Annotated in this window: 17 protein-coding genes and 1 pseudogene; 16 read left to right on the top strand and 2 right to left on the bottom strand. The window is 77.4% G+C overall.

What is annotated here, in order from left to right:
- Positions 1-69 precede the first annotated feature (69 nt).
- From CXR04_RS29165 to cobC, 12 genes and pseudogenes are all read left to right on the top strand, one after another.
- Positions 70-2,235: a putative cobaltochelatase gene (locus tag CXR04_RS29165; protein WP_101425208.1), complete on the top strand. Its 2,166-nt coding sequence runs from the start codon at positions 70-72 to the stop codon at positions 2,233-2,235.
- Positions 2,235-2,858, top strand: a complete 624-nt coding sequence (gene cobO, locus CXR04_RS29160; protein ID WP_101425207.1) for a cob(I)yrinic acid a,c-diamide adenosyltransferase — start codon at positions 2,235-2,237, stop codon at positions 2,856-2,858. Before CXR04_RS29165 ends, cobO begins: the two co-directional genes overlap by 1 nt.
- A 7-nt stretch (positions 2,859-2,865) precedes the next feature.
- Positions 2,866-4,410 (top strand): cobyrinate a,c-diamide synthase, encoded by a 1,545-nt coding sequence (locus tag CXR04_RS29155; RefSeq protein ID WP_101425206.1) that lies wholly within the window; start codon positions 2,866-2,868, stop codon positions 4,408-4,410.
- On the top strand, positions 4,407-5,135 hold the full coding sequence (gene cobI / locus CXR04_RS29150; RefSeq protein WP_101425205.1) for a precorrin-2 C(20)-methyltransferase: 729 nt from the start codon (positions 4,407-4,409) through the stop codon (positions 5,133-5,135). Before CXR04_RS29155 ends, cobI begins: the two co-directional genes overlap by 4 nt.
- Positions 5,132-6,052 carry a precorrin-4 C(11)-methyltransferase gene (gene cobM / locus CXR04_RS29145; RefSeq protein WP_234380546.1) on the top strand — a complete coding sequence of 307 codons (921 nt, stop codon included), beginning with the start codon at positions 5,132-5,134 and terminating at the stop codon, positions 6,050-6,052. Before cobI ends, cobM begins: the two co-directional genes overlap by 4 nt.
- 40 nt (positions 6,053-6,092) lie before the next feature.
- Positions 6,093-7,322 carry a cobalt-precorrin-5B (C(1))-methyltransferase gene (locus CXR04_RS29140; RefSeq protein ID WP_101425204.1) on the top strand — a complete coding sequence of 410 codons (1,230 nt, stop codon included), beginning with the start codon at positions 6,093-6,095 and terminating at the stop codon, positions 7,320-7,322.
- Positions 7,323-7,747: 425 nt separating this feature from the next.
- Positions 7,748-9,151 carry a precorrin-6y C5,15-methyltransferase (decarboxylating) subunit CbiE gene (gene cbiE, locus CXR04_RS29130; RefSeq protein WP_442802474.1) on the top strand — a complete coding sequence of 468 codons (1,404 nt, stop codon included), beginning with the start codon at positions 7,748-7,750 and terminating at the stop codon, positions 9,149-9,151.
- Positions 9,148-10,860 (top strand): precorrin-3B C(17)-methyltransferase, encoded by a 1,713-nt coding sequence (gene cobJ / locus CXR04_RS29125; protein ID WP_101425203.1) that lies wholly within the window; start codon positions 9,148-9,150, stop codon positions 10,858-10,860. The genes cbiE and cobJ overlap by 4 nt, the downstream gene beginning before the upstream one ends.
- Positions 10,857-11,144 carry an indolepyruvate ferredoxin oxidoreductase subunit alpha gene (locus CXR04_RS29120; protein WP_234380544.1) on the top strand — a complete coding sequence of 96 codons (288 nt, stop codon included), beginning with the start codon at positions 10,857-10,859 and terminating at the stop codon, positions 11,142-11,144. Before cobJ ends, CXR04_RS29120 begins: the two co-directional genes overlap by 4 nt.
- Positions 11,141-11,719 (top strand): annotated as a pseudogene (locus CXR04_RS29115) (precorrin-8X methylmutase); the annotation flags it as partial. The gene CXR04_RS29120 and the pseudogene CXR04_RS29115, both read left to right, overlap by 4 nt.
- 231 nt (positions 11,720-11,950) lie before the next feature.
- Positions 11,951-12,889 (top strand): sirohydrochlorin chelatase, encoded by a 939-nt coding sequence (locus CXR04_RS29110; protein WP_101425202.1) that lies wholly within the window; start codon positions 11,951-11,953, stop codon positions 12,887-12,889.
- Positions 12,879-13,964: an Rv2231c family pyridoxal phosphate-dependent protein CobC gene (gene cobC / locus CXR04_RS29105; RefSeq protein WP_101425201.1), complete on the top strand. Its 1,086-nt coding sequence runs from the start codon at positions 12,879-12,881 to the stop codon at positions 13,962-13,964. Before CXR04_RS29110 ends, cobC begins: the two co-directional genes overlap by 11 nt.
- A gap of 22 nt (positions 13,965-13,986) precedes the next feature.
- Here cobC and CXR04_RS29100 read toward each other — a convergent pair whose 3' ends face one another.
- Together CXR04_RS29100 and CXR04_RS29095 are read right to left on the bottom strand one after the other, a co-directional pair.
- A complete protein-coding gene (locus CXR04_RS29100) occupies positions 13,987-16,107 on the bottom strand; it encodes a hypothetical protein (protein WP_234380540.1) in 2,121 nt (706 codons plus the stop codon).
- A gap of 138 nt (positions 16,108-16,245) precedes the next feature.
- The gene (locus CXR04_RS29095) at positions 16,246-17,817 is read right to left on the bottom strand and encodes an aldehyde dehydrogenase (NADP(+)) (RefSeq protein WP_101425200.1); all 1,572 of its coding nucleotides are present in this window, start codon (positions 17,815-17,817) and stop codon (positions 16,246-16,248) included.
- A gap of 105 nt (positions 17,818-17,922) precedes the next feature.
- On the opposite strand from CXR04_RS29095, the gene CXR04_RS29090 reads away from it, so the two are divergent.
- From CXR04_RS29090 to CXR04_RS29075, 4 genes are all read left to right on the top strand, one after another.
- Complete coding sequence (locus CXR04_RS29090) at positions 17,923-18,696, top strand: IclR family transcriptional regulator (RefSeq protein ID WP_101425199.1); 774 nt, start codon at positions 17,923-17,925, stop codon at positions 18,694-18,696.
- 114 nt (positions 18,697-18,810) lie between these two features.
- The gene (locus CXR04_RS29085; protein WP_101425198.1) at positions 18,811-20,010 is read left to right on the top strand and encodes a hypothetical protein; all 1,200 of its coding nucleotides are present in this window, start codon (positions 18,811-18,813) and stop codon (positions 20,008-20,010) included.
- Positions 20,011-20,013: 3 nt separating this feature from the next.
- Entirely contained in the window at positions 20,014-21,249 is a 1,236-nt protein-coding gene (locus CXR04_RS29080) for a sensor histidine kinase (protein ID WP_101425197.1), read from the top strand.
- A 101-nt stretch (positions 21,250-21,350) separates the two neighbouring features.
- Positions 21,351-21,986, top strand: a complete 636-nt coding sequence (locus CXR04_RS29075; protein WP_101426665.1) for a response regulator transcription factor — start codon at positions 21,351-21,353, stop codon at positions 21,984-21,986.
- Positions 21,987-21,992 lie beyond the last annotated feature (6 nt).

The following is a 21,992-nucleotide window of genomic DNA, read 5'->3' as shown; positions in this document are numbered from 1 at the left end:
CACGCTGGCACGATTCTTCCGCGTATCACAGCAGTTGACCGCAATATCACCCGTTGGAGGGGCCCGCGCATGAACACCGGTGCGCCGCACTATCCGTTCACCGCCGTCGTCGGCATGGCAGAACTCCGGCTCGCGCTGCTGCTCAACGCGGTGTCGCCGGCGGTCGGCGGGGTGCTCGTGCGCGGCGAGAAGGGGACGGCCAAATCGACCGCCGTACGAGCCCTCGCCGCGCTGCTCCCCGAGGTCGCCGTCGTGCCCGGCTGCCGCTTCTCCTGCGACCCGGCCGCGCCGGACGCCGGCTGCCCGGACGGGCCGCACGAGCCCGCACGCGCACACGGGGTACGGGCGGCGCGGATGGTGGAGCTGCCCGTGGGCGCCTCCGAGGACCGGCTCGCGGGGGCGCTGGACATCGAACGGGCGCTGGCCGAGGGCCGCAAGACGTTCGAGCCAGGGCTGCTGGCGGAGGCGCATCGCGGCGTGCTGTACGTGGACGAGGTCAACCTGCTCCACGACCACCTCGTCGACCTGCTGCTGGACGCGGCGGCCATGGGCGCCAACTACGTGGAGCGCGAGGGCGTCTCCGTGCGGCACGCGGCGCGCTTCCTGCTGGTGGGCACCATGAACCCGGAGGAGGGCGAGCTGCGCCCGCAGTTGCTGGACCGGTTCGGGCTGACGGTGGAGGTCGCCGCGTCCCGCGAGCCCGCGGAGCGGGCGGACGTGGTGCGGCGGCGGCTGGCGTACGACGCGGACGCGGCCGGCTTCGCGGCGCGCTGGGCGGCGGAGGAGGACGCGCTGCGGGCGCGGATCGCGGCGGCGCGGGCGCTGCTGCCGGCGGTGGTGCTGGGCGACGCGGCGCTGCGGCAGATCACGGCGACGTGCGCGGCGTTCGAGGTGGACGGGATGCGCGCGGACATCGTCATGGCCCGTACGGCGACGGCGCTGGCGGCGTGGTCGGGGCGTACGGAGGTGGCGGCGGAGGACGTACGGCAGGCGGCGCTGCTGGCGCTGCCGCACCGGCGGCGGCGCAACCCGTTCGACGCGCCGGGCCTCGACGAGGAGAAGCTGGACGACACGCTACGGGAGCACCGCGGCACCGGCGAAGGCCCGCCGGACGGCGACGGCGGCGGGGCGCCGCCCGGGGACGCGGACGGACCGGACGGACCGGAAGCCGCTCGCCAGGAGCAACCGGCCGCCGACGCCCCCCGGGACCCCGCACCGCAGGACCCCTCCGGTACGGACGACGCCGCCGAACCCCCCGGCTCCGCCCCCGCCGCCACCCGTGCCCCGGCGGCGGAACCCGGCGCCGAGCCCCACCCGCCCGGGACTGCGCCGCCCCCGCCCGAGGAGCAACCCGCCGCCCCCGCCGAGCCGTTCCGCACCCGCCGCCTCGACGTCCCCGGCATCGGGGAGGGCGCCGCAGGCCGCCGCTCCCGCGCCCGTACCGCCCACGGCCGCACCACCGGCGCCCGCCGCCCGCGCGGCGCCCTCGGCACCCTGCACCTCGCCGCCACCGTCCAGGCCGCCGCCCCGCACCAGCACGCCCGCGGCCGCCGCGGCCCCGGTCTCGTCGTGCGCCGCGACGACCTGCGCGAGGCCGTCCGCGAGGGCCGGGAGTCGAACCTCGTGCTCTTCGCCGTCGACGCCTCCGGATCCATGGGCGCGCGGCAGCGCATGGGCGCCGTGAAGGGCGCGGTGCTGTCGCTGCTGCTGGACGCGTACCAGCGCCGCGACAAGGTCGGCCTGGTCACCTTCCGCGGCGGGGACGCGGAGTTGGCGCTGCCGCCGACCTCCTCGGTGGACGCCGCGGCGGTCCGCCTGGAGCGGCTGCCCACCGGCGGCCGCACCCCGCTGGCCGCCGGGCTGCTGCGGGCCCGCGAGACGCTGCGTGTCGAGCGGCTGCGGGACCCGGCGCGCCGCCCGCTGCTGGTCGTCGTCACGGACGGCCGGGCGACGGGCGGTCAGGAGCCGGTCGGCCGGGCGGCGCGCGCGGCGCGCCTGCTGGCGGCCGAGGGGGTGGCTTCGGTAGTGGTCGACTGCGAGTCGGGTCCTGTGCGGCTGGGGCTCGCGGGCGGGCTGGCCCGCGAGCTGCGGGGCACGGCGGTGGCGCTGGGCGAGCTGCGGGCGGAGGCGGTGAGCGGGCTCGTCCGGGAGGCCCGGGAGGACCGGCGCGCACGTCCCGTACCCGGAGGGCCCGCCGCCGGGCGTGGACCGACGAGTTCGAGGAGGGCCGCCTGATGCCGAAGGGACAGCCGGCCGCCGTGCCGGACGACGGCCTGACGACGCGGCAGCGCCGTAACCGACCGCTGGTCGTGGTGCACACGGGCCCGGGCAAGGGGAAGTCCACGGCCGCCTTCGGACTGGCGCTGCGGGCCTGGAACCAGGGGTGGCCGATCGGGGTGTTCCAGTTCGTGAAGTCCGCCAAGTGGCGGGTCGGCGAGGAGCGGGCGCTGCGGGTCCTCGGCGCGAGTGGCGAGGGCGGCACGGTGGCGTGGCACAAGATGGGCGAGGGCTGGTCGTGGATCCAGCGGCCGGCGCGCGATGACGGAGCCGGAGACGCCGAGCCGGACAACGAGGCGCGGGCCCGGGAGGGCTGGGAGCAGGTCAAGCGGGACCTGGCGGCGGAGACGTACCGGCTGTACGTGCTCGACGAGTTCGCGTACCCGATGCACTGGGGGTGGGTGGACCCCGCCGAGGTGATCGCGGTCCTGCGGGACCGGCCGGGCAGCCAGCACGTCGTCGTCACCGGCCGCAACGCGCCTGCGCCGCTGGTGGAATTCGCCGATCTCGTCACGGAGATGGGCAAGGTCAAACACCCCATGGACGCGGGCCAGAAGGGCCAGCGGGGCATCGAATGGTGAGAGTTCCGTGAGCGACATCCCCCGGCTCGTCGTCGCCGCACCGGCCTCCGGCAGCGGCAAGACGACGGTCGCGACCGGCCTGATGGCGGCGTTCGCCGCCACCGGCCTGACCGTCTCGCCGCACAAGGCGGGCCCCGACTACATCGACCCCGGCTACCACGCGCTCGCCGTCGCCGACTCCCCCGACGGCGGGCGCCCGGGCCGCAACCTGGACGCGCACATGTGCGGCCCCGGCCTGATCGCCCCGCTGTTCGCGCACGGCGCGGCGGGCGCGGACGTGGCGGTCGTAGAGGGCGTGATGGGCCTGTACGACGGCGCCTCCGGCGCCGGCGAGTCGGGCTCGACGGCGGAGCTGGCGAAGCTGCTGCGGGCGCCGGTGGTGCTGGTGGTCGACGCCTCGGGGCAGTCGCGGTCGGTGGCGGCGCTGGTGCACGGCTTCGCGTCCTGGGATCCGGAGGTACGGATCGGGGGCGTCGTCCTCAACAAGGTCGCCTCCGACCGCCACGAGTCGCTGCTCCGCGAGTCCCTGGACGCGGCGGGCGTCCCGGTCCTGGGCGCCCTGCGCCGGCACCCGGAACTGGCGGCACCGTCCCGCCACCTGGGCCTGGTCCCCGCGGCGGAACGCCGCCCGGCGGCGGTGACGGCGGTACGGGCCCTGGCGGCGCGGGTACGGGAGTCGTGCGACGTACCGGAGCTGCTACGGCTGGCCCGCACGGCCCCGCCGCTGCCGGCGGAGCCGTGGTCGGCGGCGGAGGCGGTGGCGGCGGGACCCGACGCGGGGGACGACCGCGACACAGGGACCGCGACGGGGGCCGGGGGGCGGAGCCCCCGAAGGGAGTCCGGCGGGGAGCTGTCGGGAGGACCCGGCGCGGGCGCCACCGGGGGCCCGGGGGCCGCCCCCCGGTTTCGGGAAGGGGCGGGATCGGGGAACACCCCCCGCCCCGCCGGACGGCCCGTCGTCGCCATGGCCTCCGGGCCCGCGTTCACCTTCTCGTACGCCGAGCACGCCGAACTCCTCGCCGCCGCCGGCGCCGACGTCGTCCCCTTCGACCCCCTGCACGACGAAGCCCTGCCGCCCCGCACCCGTGCCCTCGTCATCGGCGGCGGCTTCCCCGAGGTGTACGGCGCCGAGCTGGCCGCCAACGAGCCGCTGCGCCGCGACGTCGCCCGGCTCGCCGCCACGGGCGCGCCGGTGGCGGCCGAGTGCGCGGGCCTGGTCTACCTCGCCCGCGACCTCGACGGCGCGCCCATGTGCGGGGTGCTGGACGCCCGGGCCCGTATGACCGACCTGCTCACCCTCGGCTACCGCGACGCCGTGGCCGTCGCCGACAGCGCGCTCGCCGCCGCCGGCACGCGGGTACGCGGCCACGAGTTCCACCGCACCGCCCTCGACCCGCCCGCGGGCGAGACGCCCGCATGGGGGATGACGCGGCCGGTCCGGCGCGTCGAAGGATTCGTACGGGGCGGCGTCCACGCCTCCTACCTGCACGTGCACTGGGCCGCCGCCCCCGCCATGGCGCGCCGGCTCGTCGAAGGGTGTGAAACGGCATGAGCATGCGACTCGTCGGCGTCGGGGTGGGCCCCGGCGACCCCGAGCTGGTCACGGTCAAGGGCGCGGGCGCGCTGCGGACGGCGGCGGTGGTCGTCGTCCCCGTGATGGAGGGCGGCGGCACGGGCCGCGCGGAGGCGACGGTCCTGCACTACGTCGACGAGGCGAAGGTCGTGCGCGTCGTCTTCGCGCTCAACGAGCGCAGCGACGCCGCGCGCCGCGAGGCGGCGTGGGACACGGCGGGCGCCCGGGTCGCGGAACTGCTGCGCGCGCACCGCTCGGTGGCGTTCGCCACGCTCGGCGACCCCAACGTGTACTCGACGTTCACGTACCTCGCCGCGACCGTCACCGCCCTGCTCCCGGACGTACGGATCGAGAGCGTGCCCGGCATCACCGCGATGCAGGACCTGGCGGCCCGCGGCGGCGCGGTGCTCGCGCAGGGCACGGAGCCGCTGACGCTGGTGCCGGTGACGGCGGGCACGGCGGTGCTGAAGGAGGCGCTGCGGGGGCCGGGAACGGTGGTGGCGTACAAGTTCGGCCGGCTGGCGGGCGAGGTGGCGGGGGTGCTCGCGGAGACGGGCCGGATGGAGGGGGCGGTGTGGGGATCGTCGCTGGGTCTGACGGAGGAGTCGGTGCAGCCGGCGGCGGAGCTGGGGGCGGAGCCGCTGCCGTACCTGTCGACGCTGATCGCGCCGGCGCGGCGGACAGGGCGGGGCGAGAAGCTGTGAGCGGGAAGGGGATGCCGGGCCAGCGCCCGTACGTGAAGGGGAGCCCGGCCGCGAAGGGGAGCCCGGCCGCGCAGCCGGACCCAGAACCGGAACCGGACCCGGCGAAACGGCCGCCCGCCACCGGCAAGGTGACGTTCGTCGGCGCGGGGCCCGGGGCGGCGGATCTGCTGACGTTCCGGGCCGCGCGCGCCATCGCGGAGGCGGACGTCGTGATCTGGGCGGCGAGCCTCGTCCACGAGGACGTACTCCGACACGCCCGCGCGGACGCGGAGATCGTCGACTCGGCGGCGGTGCCGCTGGAGGAGGTCGTCGCGGTCTACGCGACGGCGGCCCGCGGAGGGCTGCGGGTGGCGCGGGTGCACTCCGGCGACCCGGCGCTGTGGGGCGGCACGCAGGAGCAGGTGGAGCGGTGCGCGGCGCTGGGGCTTGAGGTGGAGATCGTGCCGGGGGTGTCGTCGTTCTCGGCGGCGGCGGCCGCGGCGGGGCGAGAGCTGACGGTCCCGGAGGTGGCGCAGTCGGTGATCCTCACGCGGCTGGGCGGCGGGAAGACGCCGATGCCGGGCGGCGAGGAGGTACGGGAGTTCGCGCGGCACGGCACGACGATGGCGGTGTTCCTGTCGGCGGCCCGCTCGGGGCGGCTGGCGGAAGAGCTGCTCGCGGGCGGGTACGCGGCGGAGACGCCGGTGGTGGTGGCGTACCGGGTGACGTGGCCGGACGAGCTGGTGGTGGGCTGCACGGTCGCCACGCTGGAGGCGGCGGTGAAGGAGCACCGGCTGTGGAAGCACACGCTGTTCCTGGTCGGCCCGGCGCTGGGGGCGGCGGGCACGCGGTCGCATCTGTACCACCCGGGCCACTTCCACGGCTTCCGCCGGGCGGACCCGGAGGCGCGGAGGGCGCTGCGCGGGGGCGGGGCGTAGGGCGGGGCTGGGTGCGAGTCGGCGGAGAGGAGGGGAGCGGATGACCGGGGACGCGCAGGAACGCAACATGCAGGAACGGGACGCGCAGGAACGGAACATGCCGGAACCGGGGCCGCGGGTACCCGGCCAGCCGGGTCCCGACCTCCGTGAACCCGACCTGCCCCGTACCGCGAAGGTGCGGCAGAAGGCGTTGCGCACGGGATGGACCACCGGCACCTGCGCGTCGGCCGCCGCGCGCGCCGCGGCGCTGCTGCTGGCGACCGGCGAGGCGCGGCGGTGGGTGGAGGTGGCGCTGCCGTCGGGGCGGCGGGTGACGTTCGCGGTGGAGCGGGCGGTGGAGCTGCGGCCGGGGCGTACCGAGGCCGTGGTGGTGAAGGACGCGGGCGACGACCCGGACGTCACGCACGGCTCGCACCTGACGGCGACGGTCAGTTGGCGGCCGCGGCCCGGTCTCGAACTGCACGGCGGCGTGGGGGTGGGGGTGGTGACGAAGCCGGGCCTCGGCCTGGAGCTGGGCGGCCCGGCGATCAACCCCGTGCCGCGGCGGATGATCACGCAGGCGGTGGCGGAGGTCGTGGACCTGGGGCGGCGGGGTCTGGACGTGACGATCAGCGTGCCGGACGGCGAGCGGCGGGCGCGGAAGACCACGAACGCGCGGCTGGGGATCCTGGGCGGCATCTCCATCCTCGGTACGACGGGCATCGTGCGGCCGTTCTCGACGGCGTCCTGGCGGGCGAGCGTCGAGCAGGCGGTGTCGGTGGCGGCGGCGCAGGGCGAGACGGCAGTGGTGCTGTGCACGGGCGGCCGGACGGAGCGGGGGGCGATGGAGCTGCTGCCGGGGTTGCCGGCGGTGTGCTTCGTGGAGGTGGGGGACTTCACGGGGGCGGCGCTGCGGCGGGCGGTGGCGCAGGGGGTGGCGCGGGTGGTGTTCGTCGGCATGGTCGGAAAGCTGACGAAGCTGGCGGCGGGGGTGCTGATGACGCACTACACGCGCTCGAAGGTGGACCCGGGGGTGCTGGCGGGGATCACGCGCGCGGCGGGCGGGCCGGAGGACCTGGCGGCGGAGGTGGGGGCCGCGAACACGGGGCGGCACGCGTACGAGTTGTGGGAGGCGGCGGGTCTGCTGCCGGCGGCGGGACGGGAGTTGTGCGGCCGGGTGGCGGAGGTGCTGGAGCGCTTCACGGAGCGGAGGGTCGCGGCGGAGGCGGCGATGGTGGACTTCACGGGGCGGGTGCTGGTGGCACGGAGCGACGGGGAGCTGCTGCGGTGATCACGGTCATAGGCTGCGGCACGGGTTCGCCTCCGGCGCGGATCGAGGACGCGGCGCTGGTGGTGGGCGCGGCCCGGCACCTTGCGGAGGCGGAACTGCCGCGGGGTGCGGAACGCGTGACGCTGGGCCCGCTGGGCCCGGCACTGGACCGGATCGCGGCGTACGTGGGGCGAGATGCCTGGGCGCCTGCGGACGAGACCGGCGCGGCGAAGCCGCAGGGTGCGGCCGGAGCAGAGTCCCGCGGGGCTTCCGGGGCGGAACTCCAGGCAGAGGCGGCAGAGGCGCGCGGGCGGCTGGGCGCGGAGTCCCGGGTTGGGCCGCTCGCGGAGCCCCATGGAGGCCGGGGGGCGCAGCCCCCGGCGGCGCCCGGGGCGCAGCACGGAGGCGGGTTGGGGGCGGAGTCTCGGGCTGAGTCGGGGGCGGCGATGCGTGGGCGGCTCGGGGCGGAATCGCCGGTTGGACCCGGGGCGGAGCCCCACGGGGGTCAGGGGGCGCAGCCCCCCGTAGGGCAGGGGGCGGAGCCCCGCACGGGGTCCGGGGGCGGAGCCCCCGGCGGGAGGCTCGGGGGCGCGGCCCCTGAGTTTCGGAAAGGGGCGGGGACGGGGAAAACCTCCCAACCACCCGCCCGCGTCGTCGTTCTCGCCTCTGGCGACCCCGGGTTCTTCGGGGTCGTTCGGGTGCTCGCCGAGCGCTTCGGGCCCCGGCTCCTCGACATCCGGCCCGCCGTGCCCTCCCTCGCGGTCGCCTTCGCCCGCGTCGGGCTTCCCTGGGACGACGCCGTCGTCGTCAGCGCCCACGGGCGCGACCTCCGTACCGCCGTCAACGTCTGCCGCGCCCATCCCAAGACCGCCGTCCTCACCGGACCCGGGGCCGGCCCCGCCGAACTCGGCGCCGCGCTCGCCGGCTCCGGCGTGCCCCGCACCCTCGTCGTCGGCACCGGACTCGGCTCGGCCCGCGAGGACGTCGTGCACCTCTCCCCCGCCGATGCCGCCACCCGCCCCTGGCCGCCGGAGTCCGTCAACGTCGTGCTCTGCCTCGACCCGCGCCCCGGCCGCACCCTCGCCCCCGCGCAGCGCGCCCTCGCGGGCCCCGGACCGTATCCCCTCGCCCGCCGCCCCGGTGACGGCTGGGCGCTGCCGGAGGCGGACTTCGAGCACCGCGCCGGCATGGTCACCAAGTACGAGGTCCGCGCCCTCGCCCTCGCCCGCCTCGCACCCCGCCCCGGCGACCTGGTGTGGGACGTGGGCGCCGGGTCCGGGTCCGTCGCGGTGGAGTGCGCGCGGTTCGGGGCCGCCGTCGTCGCCGTGGAGCGGGACGCCGAGGGCGCCGTACGGATCCGGGCCAACGCGGCGGCGCACGGCGTCGACGTGCAGGCGGTGCACGGTACGGCCCCCGCCGCGCTGGCCGGACTCCCCGACCCCGACGCGGTGTTCGTCGGCGGCGGGGGCGGCGACGTGGCGGAGGTCGTCGCGGAGTGTGCGGGGCGGGCGCGGCGGGCGGTGGTCGTGACGCTGGCCGCCGTCGACCGGGTGCCGGGGGTACGCGCCGCGCTGGCGGCGGCCGGGTTCGCGGTGGACGGCGTCCTGCTGCAGTCCTCCCGGCTCGCGCCGCTCCCCGGCGAGGTCACGCGACTCGCGGCGACGAACCCCGTGTTCGTCCTGTGGGGCCGCCGGGACGCGAAGGACGTGGACGACGCGCAGGACGTACAGACCACAGGGACGGAGCCACGACACCAGCCCGCACCCGGACAGCCGTCGGCCCACCCACACACGACACCTCCCCAGGAGCAACCACCCGTGACCGCACCGCCCCGCCGGACCGCCCCGTGATCGGCCTCGTCGCCGCCACCGCCGCCGGCTCCGCCGCCGCGCAGCGGCTGGCCGACGCCTGGCCCGACCGGACCCGCCGCTACGACGAGGGCCCGGTACGTACCGCCGTCGCGCGCGCCTTCGCCGACTGCGACCAGCTCGTCTGCTTCCTCGCCGCCGGCGCCACCGTCCGCCTGGTCGCCCCCCTGCTCCGCGACAAGGCCGCCGACCCCGGCGTGGTCTGCGTCGACGAGGCGGGTCGCTTCGCCGTCGCCCTCCTCGGCGGCCACGGCGGCGGCGCCAACGACCTGGCCGCCGAGGTCGCCGGCCTGCTCGGCGACGGGTGCACGCCGGTCGTGACCACCGCCACCGACGCCGTCGGCATCCCCGGGCTCGACTCCGTCGGCTGGCCCGTCGAAGGCGCGGTCGCCGCCGTGACGCGCGCGGTGCTGGACGGCGATCCCGTCGCGCTGCGGGCCGACGCGACGTGGCCGCTGCCCACGCTGCCGCCGCATGTCGGGGTACGCGGCGTGGCGACGGACGTCCGCCTCTACGTCACCGACCGCCGCCTGCCGCTCGCCGCCCGCGAGGCCGTGCTCCGCCCGCCGTCACTCGCCGTCGGCGTGGGGGCCAGCCGCGGCGTCGCCGGAGACGAGGTGCTGGGCCTCATCCACGACGCCCTCGACGGCGCCGGGTTGAGCCCGCGCTCCGTGGCCGCGCTCGCCACCGTCGACGCCAAGGCCGGAGAACCGGGCCTGCTCGCCGCCGCCGACCGCCTCGGGGTGCCGCTGCGCACCTTCCCCGCCGCCGAGTTGGCCGCCGTCGACGTGCCCACGCCGTCCGCCGCGCCCCTCGCCGCCGTCGGCACGCCCAGCGTCGCGGAGGCCGCGGCGCTCACGGCCGCGGGCCCGGGCGCCGAACTCCTCGTGCGCAAACGGAAGTCCACCCCCGCGGACCGCCCCGCCATGGCCACCTGCGCCGTCGCCCGGCGCCGCCCCCGCGGGCGGCTCGCGGTCGTCGGCCTCGGGCCGGGCGCCCGCGACCTGCTGACGCCGCGCGCCCGCACCGAGTTGCGCCGGGCGTCGGTGGTCGTCGGCCTCGACCAGTACGTCGCGCAGATCCGCGACCTGCTCCGCCCCGGTACCCGGGTCCTCGAATCGGGTCTTGGCGCCGAGGAGGAGCGGGCCCGTACCGCCGTCGCCGAGGCCCGCGCCGGGCATGCGGTGGCACTGGTCGGGAGCGGCGACGCAGGGGTGTACGCGATGGCCTCCCCCGCGCTGGCGGAGGCGGGCGCGGACATCGACGTCGCCGGCGTGCCCGGCGTGACGGCGGCGCTGGCCGCGGCGGCACTGCTCGGTGCCCCGCTGGGGCACGACCACGTGTCCGTCAGCCTGTCCGACCTGCACACGCCGTGGGAGGTCATCGAGCGCCGGGTGCGGGCGGCGGCGGAGGCGGACCTCGTGGTCACGTTCTACAACCCGCGCAGCCGCGCCCGCCGCCGCCAGCTCCCGGAGGCGCTTGCGCTGCTGGCGAAGCACCGTGTGCCGGGGACGCCGGTGGGTGTCGTCCGGAACGCGTCCCGCCCGGACGAGCACGTGCTGCTGACGACGCTCGCGGAACTCGACCCGGAGACGGTGGACATGATGACCGTGGTGACGGTCGGCAACTCGGCGACCCGCGAGATCGCGGGCCGGATGGTGACGCCGCGCGGCTACCGGTGGCAGACGTGAACGCCCGTACGCGCACGGCCGCGCCCCCGGCGGAACACACCAGCGCCCGAGCCACCGCGGCCGACGGCCCCGCCCCCCGGCCGGCGGGACCCCCGGCCCTCACCCTCACCGTCAACGACCGCTGCACCGGCTGCGGCGCCTGCCTCCTCACCTGCCCCGCACACGCCATCCGCCCCCGCGGCGGCTCCCTGTTCGTCCGCGCCGACCTGTGCACCGGCTGTCTGGAGTGCGTGGAGGTCTGCCCGGCCGACGCCATCGACGAGGCCCCCGAGGAGCACCCGTGACGAGGACCGTCCACCCCATCGAGGAGGAGTCGTACCGCCGGCTGCGCGCCCGCGTCGACACCGCGCAACTGCCGCCGCTGACCCGCGCGGTGGTCGAGCGGGTCATCCACGCCTCCGCCGATCCCGCCTACGCCGGCGACCTGGTGTGCGACGAGCCGTCGCTGCGCACCGCGCACACCGCGCTGCACGCGGGCGCGCCGGTCGTCGCCGACGTCGGGATGGTCGCGGCGGGCATCACCGCCCGCAGGGCGGTCTGCCGGCTGCGCGACGCGGTGGCCGCGCCCGGTCTTACCCGCTCCGCGGCGGCGGTGCGGCTGGCGTACGAGGAGGTGGGCGACGGCGCCGTGTGGGTGGTCGGCTGTGCGCCGACGGCGCTGGAGGAGCTGCTCGCGCTGGGCGCGGCACCGGCGCTGGTGGTCGGGCTGCCGGTGGGGTTCGTGGGGGCGGCGGAGAGCAAGGCGGCGCTACGGGCCACGGGGCTGCCGGCGATCAGCAACGTCTCGGAGAAGGGCGGTTCCGCGGTGGCCGCGGCCGCCCTGAACGCCCTCCTCTACGCGCCGCCCCCGGCGGCGGAGGCGGGTGCCCCGGCGTCCGCGTACGGCACCGGGACGGCCCCCGAGACGCCGAGCCCGGCCGCCGGCCCGCGGGCCACGCCCCCGCACTCCCGCCCCAGGGTAGGCCGCCCCTCTGACAACGCAGCCCCGGTCACCCGCGCCGCGCCCCCGCGCAGCCCCGGCCCGTAGCCGCCCCTCGCCCAGCACCAACCCGCCCGGCGCGCCGGGTCCCGTACCACCGAGGAGACGCAAGTGACCAAGCCCGCCCTGCTCATCGCCGGTCACGGCACCCGAGACGCCGCCGGCGCCGAGGCGTTCCGCGCGTTCGTGCGCGTGCTCGCCGAGCGCAGCCCCGGGGTGCCCGTCGCCGGGGGGTTCATCGAGCTGTCACCGCCCCCGCTGGGCGAGGCCGTCGCGCAGCTCGTGGCGCGCGGCGTACGGCACTTCGCCGCCGTACCCCTCATGCTGGTCTCCGCCGGGCACGCCAAGGGCGACATCCCCGCCGCCCTCGCCCGCGAGGAGGAGCGCCACCCCGGCCTCTCGTACGCCTACGGCCGCCCCCTCGGCCCGCACCCGAAGCTCCTCGCCGTCCTGGCGCGCCGCGTAGGCGAAGCCCAGAGCACCGAACGGGCCCGCACCACCGTCCTCCTCGTGGGCCGCGGCTCCACCGACCCCGACGCCAACGCCGAGGTCCACAAGGCCGCCCGGCTGCTCTGGGAGGGCCGCGGGTACGCGGGCGTGGAGACGGCGTTCGTGTCGCTCGCCGCGCCGGACGTGGCCGCCGGGCTGGAGCGCTGCCGCCGGCTGGGCGCGGAACACGTCGTCGTGCTGCCGTACTTCCTCTTCACCGGCGTGCTCCCCGAGCGCGTCGCCCACCAGGCGCGGCAGTGGGCGGCGGCGCACCCCGGGGTCGTCGTGCGCACGGCGGGCGTCATCGGCCCGGCGGAGGAGCTGGTGGAGCTGGTGACGGAGCGGTACGAGGAGGCCGTCGCCGGGGACCTGCGCATGAACTGCGACTCCTGCGTCTACCGCATCGCACTCCCCGGCTACGAGGACAAGGTCGGCGCCCCGCAGCAACCCCACTTCCACCCCGACGAAGACGGCACGGCCCACGACCACGGCCCGGGGCACGGCCACACCCACACCCACGGCCCCGGTCACCACCACGGCGACCACGCCCATGCGCACTGAACCCTCCCCGCCGCCCACCCCGCACGACCTCCGCCACCACGGCGACGCCGAACTCCGCGACGCCGCCCCCGGCCTCACCGACCTCGCCGTCAACGTCCGTGCCGGCACGCCCCCCGCCTGGCTGAAGGCCCGCCTCGCCACCTCCCTCGACCGGCTCGCCGCATACCCCGACGGCCGCGCCGCCCGCGCCGCCGTCGCCGCCCGCCACGGGGTGCAGGACGACCGGGTGCTGCTCACCGCGGGTGCGGCGGAGGCGTTCGTGCTGCTGGCCAGGGCGCTGCGGCCCGCGGTGCGCCGGGTGGTGGTCGTGCACCCGCAGTTCACGGAGCCGGAGGCGGCGCTGCGGGACGCGGGGTATGCCGTGGACCGGGTGCTGCTGCGCGCGGGGGACGGCTTCCGGCTGCCGCCGCGGGCGGTGCCGGAAGATGCCGACCTCGTCGTCGTCGGCAACCCCACCAACCCGACGTCCGTCCTCCACCCCGCCGCCGCCCTCGCCGCGCTGGCCCGGCCGGGGCGCGTCCTCGTCGTCGACGAGGCGTTCATGGACGCGGTGCCCGGCGAGCGCGAGTCGCTGGCCGGGCGCACCGACCTCCCGGGCCTGGTCGTCCTGCGCAGCCTGACCAAGACCTGGGGGCTCGCCGGCCTGCGCATCGGCTACGTCCTGGGCGACCCCGGAACCGTCGCGGCGCTGGCGCGGGCCCAGCCGCTGTGGCCGGTGTCGACACCCGCGCTGGCCGCGGCGGAGGCGGTGTGCGCGCCGCGGGCGCTCGCGGAGGCGGCGGCGGCGGCGCGGGCGGTCGGCGCGGACCGGGCGTATCTGCTGGGCAGACTCGCGGAGTTCGCGGAGGTCACGACCGCAGGGACGGCGGCGGCGCCGTTCGTACTGGTCCAGGTGGCGGGTGCGGACGGCGCCGCAGCCGGTCCCGTCGTACGCGAACGGCTCCGCGACCTCGGCTTCGCCGTACGCCGCGGCGACACCTTCCCCGGCCTCGGCCCCGGCTGGCTGCGGCTCGCGGTGCGGGACCGGCGGACGACGGACCGGTTCGCCGAGGCGCTGGCCCTCGCGCTGAGTTGAGGTCCGGCCGGCCGCGGGGCGGTCACGGCAGTCGGAGGACGACCAGTTCGCGGACCGGATCGGCGCGCGTCCAGCCGGCGGCCCGCCCGGCGTACGGACGGCCCACCTCCGCGTCGCCGCGGCTGAACCGCTGCCGGGTGCCGGGCGGCGCGGTGACGGGTACCTCGACGCCGGCCGGCGCCCGCACCGTCACGGTGCCGCCGACGCGGTACGCGGTGACCTCCCCGTTCCGTACCGCCTCCGCCCAGACGGCACGGCGCTGGAGGTCGCGGGCGATGGCACGGGGGCGGGGGTTGCCGAGCGGGGTGGCGGGGGTGAACAGGCGGCGGTAGTCGGCGAGTACGCGGTCGAGGAGGGGGTAGGCGATGCGGTCCTCGGCGAGGTTCGACTGGTGGAGGTAGTGCGGGGCGGGGACGGCGGCGAGGACGTGGCCCAGGGCGGCGCGGGCGGCGAGGGGCACGAGGTACGAGCGGTAGCCGGACTCCGGGTCGAGCGCGGCGGCGGGGCGAAGCGGGAGGCCGTCCCCGGCACCACCGCCCGCCGCAGCCCCGCCCTCGCCCCGGCTCCCCTCTCCGTACCGGTACGCGTACTCGTCGACCTGCTCCCGTTCCCTCCCCGCCCCGGCGAACAGCCCCAGCCCGTACCGCGGCACCGTCGACGCCGTCCCCACCCGCCGCGACAGCGGGTCCCGGGCCCGGTCGGCCGCCAGCCAGCGGACGCCCGTCGTGCCCAGGGCGGGCGCGAGGTTCGGGTTGTCGAGCGGCTGCCCCGGCGGGGACGCGAGCCCGGTGTGGCCTGCGGTGACCAACTCGTCCCTGCGCACGAGCAGGTTCCTGGCCCGCCCCCACCCGACGTTCTCCTCGATCTGCCGCGCGATGCGCCGCTCCGGCGTCCACCGCACCTCGCCCACACCGTCCCGCGCGCAGCCCGCCGCATCGCCACCGCTCCCGCGGACGCAGCCGAACGGCGCGCGATCGTACGTGCCGTTGATCCACCGGTACGCCTCGCGGTCGGTGATCAGCCGGTCGGCCAGCGCGTCCGCGCCGCCGTGCGCCCGGCGGTAGCGCTCGGCGGCGCCGCCGCTGTAGACGAGGTCGAGGGTGAAGTTCCGGTCGGCCGACCAGTCGCGGGCGTACGCGGCGTCGCCGCGGTTCATCCGGACCGGTGGCAGCCCGGCGCAGCCGGGGGTGCCGGAGGTGCAGTCGCCGTCGGTGTCCCAGCGGGCGTCGCGGCCGAGGACGCCGTCGACCTGGACGGCGAACCCGTAGCGGGCGGCGCCCAGATGCACGCCGCCGGTGGCCCAGTCGACGATGCCGCGGGCGAGCAGCCGGTAGACGAGCCGGTCGCCGGGATCGCCGAAGGTGACGAGGAGCCGGCGCCGCCCGTCGTCGGCGTACTCGCCGACGAGCGCGCCGCGTGCCCGCGGCTTCCCGGGCACGGCGGCGTCGACGTACGGCGTGAAGTCCGGGCCCGGCCGCACGAGATGGCCGTACGTCTCGGCCGCCCGCGGATCGAGGTCCGCGAACGGCACGGGACCCGCGAGGTAGCCGAAGGGCCCGGCCCGCCCGACCGGGGTGACGCGGGCCGTGCGGCCGTCGAGGCGGCCGGACCACGCGGGGGCGCCGAGGACGGAGTGCGGTCCTGGGGCGGCGTGGGCGTCGACCTGGCGGATGCCGAAGCGCCGTTCGTACGCGGCGAGGGCGGCGGTCTCGGCGCGGCCGAGGGCGGGGGCAGGTGCGCGAGGGCCGTCGGGGGCGGGGGGTTCGGTACGTACGGGCGCAGCGCCGCCCGCGGTGACGGCGGGAACGGCACCGGCAGCACCGCTGCCCGGCTCCCCCGCGCCACCGCCGCCCGGTACCACCACCGCCTGGTACCGCGCCCGCGGCCGCCCCTCCCCCGTACCGGCCAGGAACTCCTCGTCGATCCGCGGCCGGCCGCGCTCCCCCAGCCGCACCGCCGTGACCGGCGTGCCGATCGCGGCCAGGTGCTCGGCGATCGCCGCGACCGGCTCCCCGCCGTCGTCCACGACGAGGACGGCGAGGTCGACGCGCGGCGTGCTCGCGGTGCGGGCGTCGGGGACGGCGGCGAACGACAGCGCCGCGGCGAGCGCGCACGCCGCGGCCAGGCGCCTGGACCGGACCATGGTGCTCCTCCCCGGGAGCGCCTTCGGGCGCTCCCGGGGAGCCATCCTGCGGGACGGGACGGGGGTGCGGCGCGTCGCGCCACCCGTACGGGGGACGGCGGCGGGCGGCGTTCGAACCGCCGCCGCCCGCCCCGCTCGTCAGTTCTCCCCGACGCCGTCCACCGTGCGGGGCACGCCCGCGGGGTTGTCCTCGCGCAGCTCGGGGGGCAGCAGCGCCTGGGGCGCGTTCTGGTACGTCACCGGGCGCAGCCAGCGCTCGATCGCCGTGCCGCCGACGGACGTCGAGGTGGAGGTCGTCGCCGGGTACGGGCCGCCGTGGTGCTGCGCGGGGGCGACGGCGACGCCGGTGGGCCAGCCGTCGACGAGGATCCGCCCGGCAAGCGGCGTCAGTTCGGCGAGCAGCCGCGCCGCGCCGCCGCCGTCCCCGGCGCCCGCGTCGCCGGCCTCCGCGGCGCCCAGGTGCGCGGTCGCGGTGAGGTTGCCCGGCACCCGGGCCAGCACCGCGGAGACCTGCGGCACGTCCTCGTAGCGCACGATGACGGTGACGGGCCCGAAGCACTCCTCCGTCAGCAGCTCGTACTCCCCGCCGCCCGCGAGGCGTTCGGCGCCGACGGTGAGGAAGCCGCCGCTGACGGTGTGCTCGCCGTTCGCGCCCGGTGTCACCGGGCTCTCCACGCCGGGCAGCTCCGCCCGTTCCCGTACGCCCGCGACGAACGCCTCCCGCATCCGCGGGTCGAGCATCACGCCCGGCTCGGTGTCGCTGACCGCCGCCGTGAGCGACGTGACGAGCCGGTCGCCGGCCTCGCCGGCCGGCACCAGCACCAGGCCCGGCTTCGTGCAGAACTGCCCGACGCCCAGCGTCATCGACCCCGCGAGACCCGCGCCGATCTCCTCGGCGCGCTCGGCGGCCGCCGCCGCGCTGACGACGACGGGGTTGAGGCTGCCCAGCTCGCCGTGGAAGGGGATCGGCCGGGGCCGGGCCGCCGCGGCGTCGAACAGGGCCCGCCCGCCGCGCACCGAGCCGGTGAACCCGGCGGCGGCGACGACGGGATGGCGTACCAGCTCCACGCCCGCGTCGAAGCCGTGCACGACGGACACGACCTCCTGCGGCAGCCCCGCCTCCTCGGCCGCGCGGTGCAGCAGTGCGGCGGACAGCTCGGAGGTGCCCGGGTGGTCGGGGTGGGCCTTGACCACGACGGGGCAGCCGGCGGCGAGCGCGCTGGCGGTGTCGCCGCCGGGGACGGAGAAGGCGAGCGGGAAGTTGGAGGCGGAGTAGACGGCGACGACGCCGAGCGGCACCTTCCAGCGGCGCAGGTCGGGCCGCGGCGGGGCGAGGGCGGCGTCGGCGTGGTCGATGCGCACGTCGAGGAAGTCGCCGGCCTCGGCGATGTCGGCGAAGGCGCGCAACTGGTAGGTCGTGCGGGTGAGTTCGCCGCTGAGCCGGCCGGGCCCGAGGGCGGTCTCGGCGTCGGCGCACTCGACGACCTTGTCGACGTGCTGGTCGAAGAGGTCGGCAGCGGCCCGCAACAACCGGGCGCGCTGCGCGCGTTCGGCGAGCGCCGGGGCGGCGGCGTGCGCGGCGCGTACGGTCTCGTCGACCTCCTCGGCGGTCGCCTCGGTGGCGACCTGCTCCCGGCGGTTACCGGTGCGTGGATCGACGCTCCAGACTGGTGCGGACAACTGAGATGTCTCCGTTCCTCTTGCACACATGGCGGACGGTGACCGACGATACCGTTGGTTCGGTATTCTGAACGCCGTCTCTATACATGAATTTCTAGGACTTTTATCGCTGCGGCAGCAGAGGGGTCAAGCGCCATGGGGGTCGCCGACGCCGGTGGGGGTGGACAGGTCAAGTCTGCCGTCCGCACCGTGGAACTGCTCGAGTATTTCGCGGCCAGGCCCGGAATGCACAGCCTCGGTGACGTCCAGCACGCGGTCGGCTACCCCAAGTCCAGCCTCTACATGCTCCTTCGCACGCTCACGGAGCTGGGCTGGGTGGAGACCGACGCGACCGGCACACGGTACGGGATCGGGGTGCGCGCGCTGCTCGTCGGCACGTCGTACATCGACGGCGACGAGGTCGTCGCCGCCGCCCGGCCCACCCTCGACCGGCTCGCCGACGACACGACGGAGACGATCCACCTGGCGCGGCTGGACGGCGTGAACATCGTCTACCTCGCCACCCGCCAGTCCCAGCACTACCTGCGGCCGTTCACCCGCGTCGGCCGCCGGCTCCCGGCGCACGCGACGGCGCTGGGCAAGGCGCTGCTCGCGACGTACCCCGACGAGGAGATCCGCAAGCTGCTGCCCGGGTCGCTGGCGCCGCTGACCGAGCACACGGTCACGGACCGGGAGGCACTGATCGAGGAGCTGCACGGGGTGCGCGAGCGCGGATACGCCCTGGACCGGGAGGAGTCGACGCTGGGGCTGCGCTGCCTGGGGGTCGCGGTCCCGTACCGGACGCCGGCGCGGGACGCGATCAGTTGCTCGGTGCCCGTGGCACGGCTGACCCCGGCGCACGAGCAGGGGATCCGCGACGCGCTGCTCGACGCCCGCGACCGGCTGACGCTGGCGACGCGGCACCTCTGAGCCGGCCCGCTCCCGAGCGTACGACCGGGCGGCGGGGCGTCTCCGCCACGCGGCGGAGGCGGATCGTCGGCGCGGGCGACGTACGGGACGGGGGCCGGGCGGGAATGTGAACGCATGGACGTCACCGACCCGCACCCCACTCGCACCGCACGCGCGCTGCGCCTCGTCGCCGCCGTCGCCTGCCTGCCGTACCTGTCGCTGAAGACCGCCTGGATCGCCGGCAGCACGGTCGGCATCCCGGCCGGCAGCGAACTGCTGGAGAAGCGCGGCACCATGGCCGCCGTCAACTCCCTCACGGTCCTCATGGACGCGGCCGTCATCGTGCTGGCCTTCGCGCTGACGCGGCCGTGGGGCCGCCGGATCCCGGCGTGGCTCGTCGTGCTGCCGCTGTGGGTCGCCACCGGGCTGCTCACGCCGATCGTGGTGGGCTTCCCGCTGCAGGCGGTGATCGGCCTCTTCGGCGGCGGCGCCGGGGCGGACGACGGGGAGCCGTTCCTGGACGAGTGGGTGTTCACCGTCGTGTACACCGGCTTCGGCGTGCAGGCGCTGGCGCTCGGCTGGCTGTTCGCGCTGTACGTACGCGACCGCTGGGGCCACCTGGTCCGCGGCCGGCTCGCCGGCCTGCCCCCGTCGCCCACCGGGCCGGCGCAGCGGGTGCTCGCGGTGCTCGCCGTGGTCGTCGCACTGCCGGTCGCGGGGCTGCACCTGAGCTGGGCGCTGGGGTCGACGGCGGGCCTGTCCGGCCACCTCGTCGGGCAGCGCTCCGCGAACCTCCAGGTGAACGAGGCGATCCAGGTCGCCTTCGCGCTGGCCGCCGCGGCGGGCGCCGTACTCCTCGCCCACCGCCCGCGCCCGCACACCCGCCTGGCGACGGCCGTGGCCCTGGGCTGGACCGGCGGGGCGGCGCTGGCGGCGTGGAGCGGCTGGATGCTGCTCGCGTCGCTGGTCACGGAGAACCCGGTACGGGGCGACAGGCAGCCGACCCAGCCGATGAACCTCGCCTACGCTGGCGGCATGATCACCGGCCTGCTGGTCCTCGCCGTGGGCGCCACGCTGCTCGCGGAGCGCGCGGCGGCGGGCAGGGACGTGGCAGCCGCGGACGGGCCGGGGCGGGCGGGATCCATGGCTCCGTCCCGGAGCACCGGAGCGGGCGCGGCGGCGGCAGCCGCGGGTGGCCCGCCGTCCGCCGCTCGCGCGGCGTCCGCCGGAGGCGCCGGGCCGGAGCCGACCGCCGTGCCCGCAGCCCCCGCAGCCCCCGCCGGTCCCGCGCGGGGCCCGGCACCCGCGGGCTCGCCGCTGCCCCGGCGGGGCTGATCCGTGCCGGCGGGGGTCGTACGACTGCGCTGGGCGCATCTGCTGCTCGGCGGGGCGCTGCTCATGCCGTACTTCCTGCTGGTCAGCGTGGCGCTCCAGGTCGCTGGTCATGATGTCGACACCTTCCGCAGCCTGGGCTGGCAAGTCGTGGCGTACCTGCTGGCCCTGCCCCTGGTGGCGGTGACGCCGCTGGCGTTCCCGATGGTGCGGACGCTGGAGACCTCCGCCGCGCAGGCGCTGTGCCGGGTGCCGGGCGGGCTGCCGCCCGCCGGCCTGGACCGGTCGTGGGCGGCGCGGCGGCGGACTGCCGGGTGGTTCACGCTGCACGTGGGGCTGGGGGCACTGGTCAGCGGGGCGACGCTGGCGGTGCCGCCGATGGCGGTGGTGCTGCTCGCAACGCCGTTCTGGCGCGCGTTGCGCGAGCGGGACTGGGGGCTGCTCGCGGTGCCCGCGTGGACCGCCCCGCCGCTCGGCCTGGCACTGCTGGCCGGGCTCACCGCCGCCGCGGCCGCCGCCGGAGTGCTGCTGGCCCGCGCCGCCCCCGCGCTCCTCGGCCCCACCCCGGCCGACCGGCTCGCCGCAGCCGAGGAGCGCGCCGCAGACCTGGCCCGCCGCAACCGCCTCGCGCGGGAGTTGCACGACTCGGTCGGGCACGCGCTGAGCGCGGTCACCCTGCAGGCGAGCGCGGCACGGCGGGTCTTCGACCGGGACCCGGACTTCGTACGGGAGGCGCTGGCGGCGATCGAGGGCACGACCCGCTCGGCGGTCGCGGAACTGGACACGGTGCTGGGGCTGCTCCGGCAGGAAGACGCCGCCGGTCCAGGCCCCGGCTCCGGCCCCGGCCACGTACCGGCGCCCGACCTGGCCCGCGATCTCGACGCGCTGCTGGAGCGCACCCGGGCGGCGGGGGCGACGGTGGAGGCGGACGTGGCCGCGGATACGGCGGCGCTGCCGGGGCCGGCGTCGCGGGGGGCGTACCGGATCGTCCAGGAGGGGCTGGGGAACGCCCTGCGGCACGCGGGCCCGGTGCCGGTACGACTGCGGATCGCGGTGGCGGAGGGAGAGTTGGGGATCGTGCTGGAGAACGACGTACCGGAGACCGCGCGCGGGACGGCTACCGCCGACCGCGGCGGGCGGGGGCTGCGCGGGGTCGCCGAACGCGCGCGGCTGCTCGGCGGCGCCGCGGAGGCGGGCCCGTACGACCAGGGCTGGCGGCTGACGGCGAGGCTCCCGCTGTGAACGACGAGCCGCGCGAAGACCCGGAAGAGCCGCCGCGACCGCCGCGATCCGGGGCCCGTGAGGCGCACACCGCCGCGCAGCCGGGCGCGCGGCCGCTCCGCATCGTCCTCGCGGACGACGAGCGCATGGTGCGTACCGCACTGCGGGCCATCCTCTCCGCCGAAGACGACCTGGCCGTCGTCGGCGAAGCCGCCACCGGCGCCGAGGCGGTGTCGGTCGTACGCGGCCTGGAGCCCGACGTCGTGCTGATGGACGTACGCATGCCGGAGATCGACGGCATCCGCGCCACCGAACAACTCCTGCGCACGATGCCCGCACCGCCCCGCATTATCGTCGTCACGACCTTCGAGAACGACTCGTACGTCTACGACGCGCTCCGCGCCGGCGCCGCCGGCTTCCTGCTCAAGCGCGCGGGGGCAGCCGACCTGGTCCAGGCCGTACGCCTCGTGGCCCGCACCGACTCCCTCCTCTACCCCGCCGCCGTCCGCGCCCTGGCCGCCGCACACGCCAGAACCCGCCGCACCACCGCGCTCCGCGCCCGGCTCACCGACCGCGAGGCCGACGTGCTGCGGCTGATGGCGCAGGGTCTGACGAACGCGGAGATCGCCGCCCGGCTGGACATCGGCGCGGCGACGGTGAAGTCGCATGTCGCCGCGCTGCTCGCCAAGTTGGGCGCCCGGGACCGCACGCAGGCGGTGATCGCCGCGTACGAGTCGGGCTTCGTCACCCCCGGCTGAGTGCTC

Origin of the sequence: Streptomyces sp. CMB-StM0423, from assembly GCF_002847285.1 — a bacterium.
Classification (GTDB): domain Bacteria; phylum Actinomycetota; class Actinomycetes; order Streptomycetales; family Streptomycetaceae; genus Streptomyces.
Note: the sequence above shows the minus strand (reverse complement) of the source record. Positions and strands in the feature narration are given on the sequence as shown.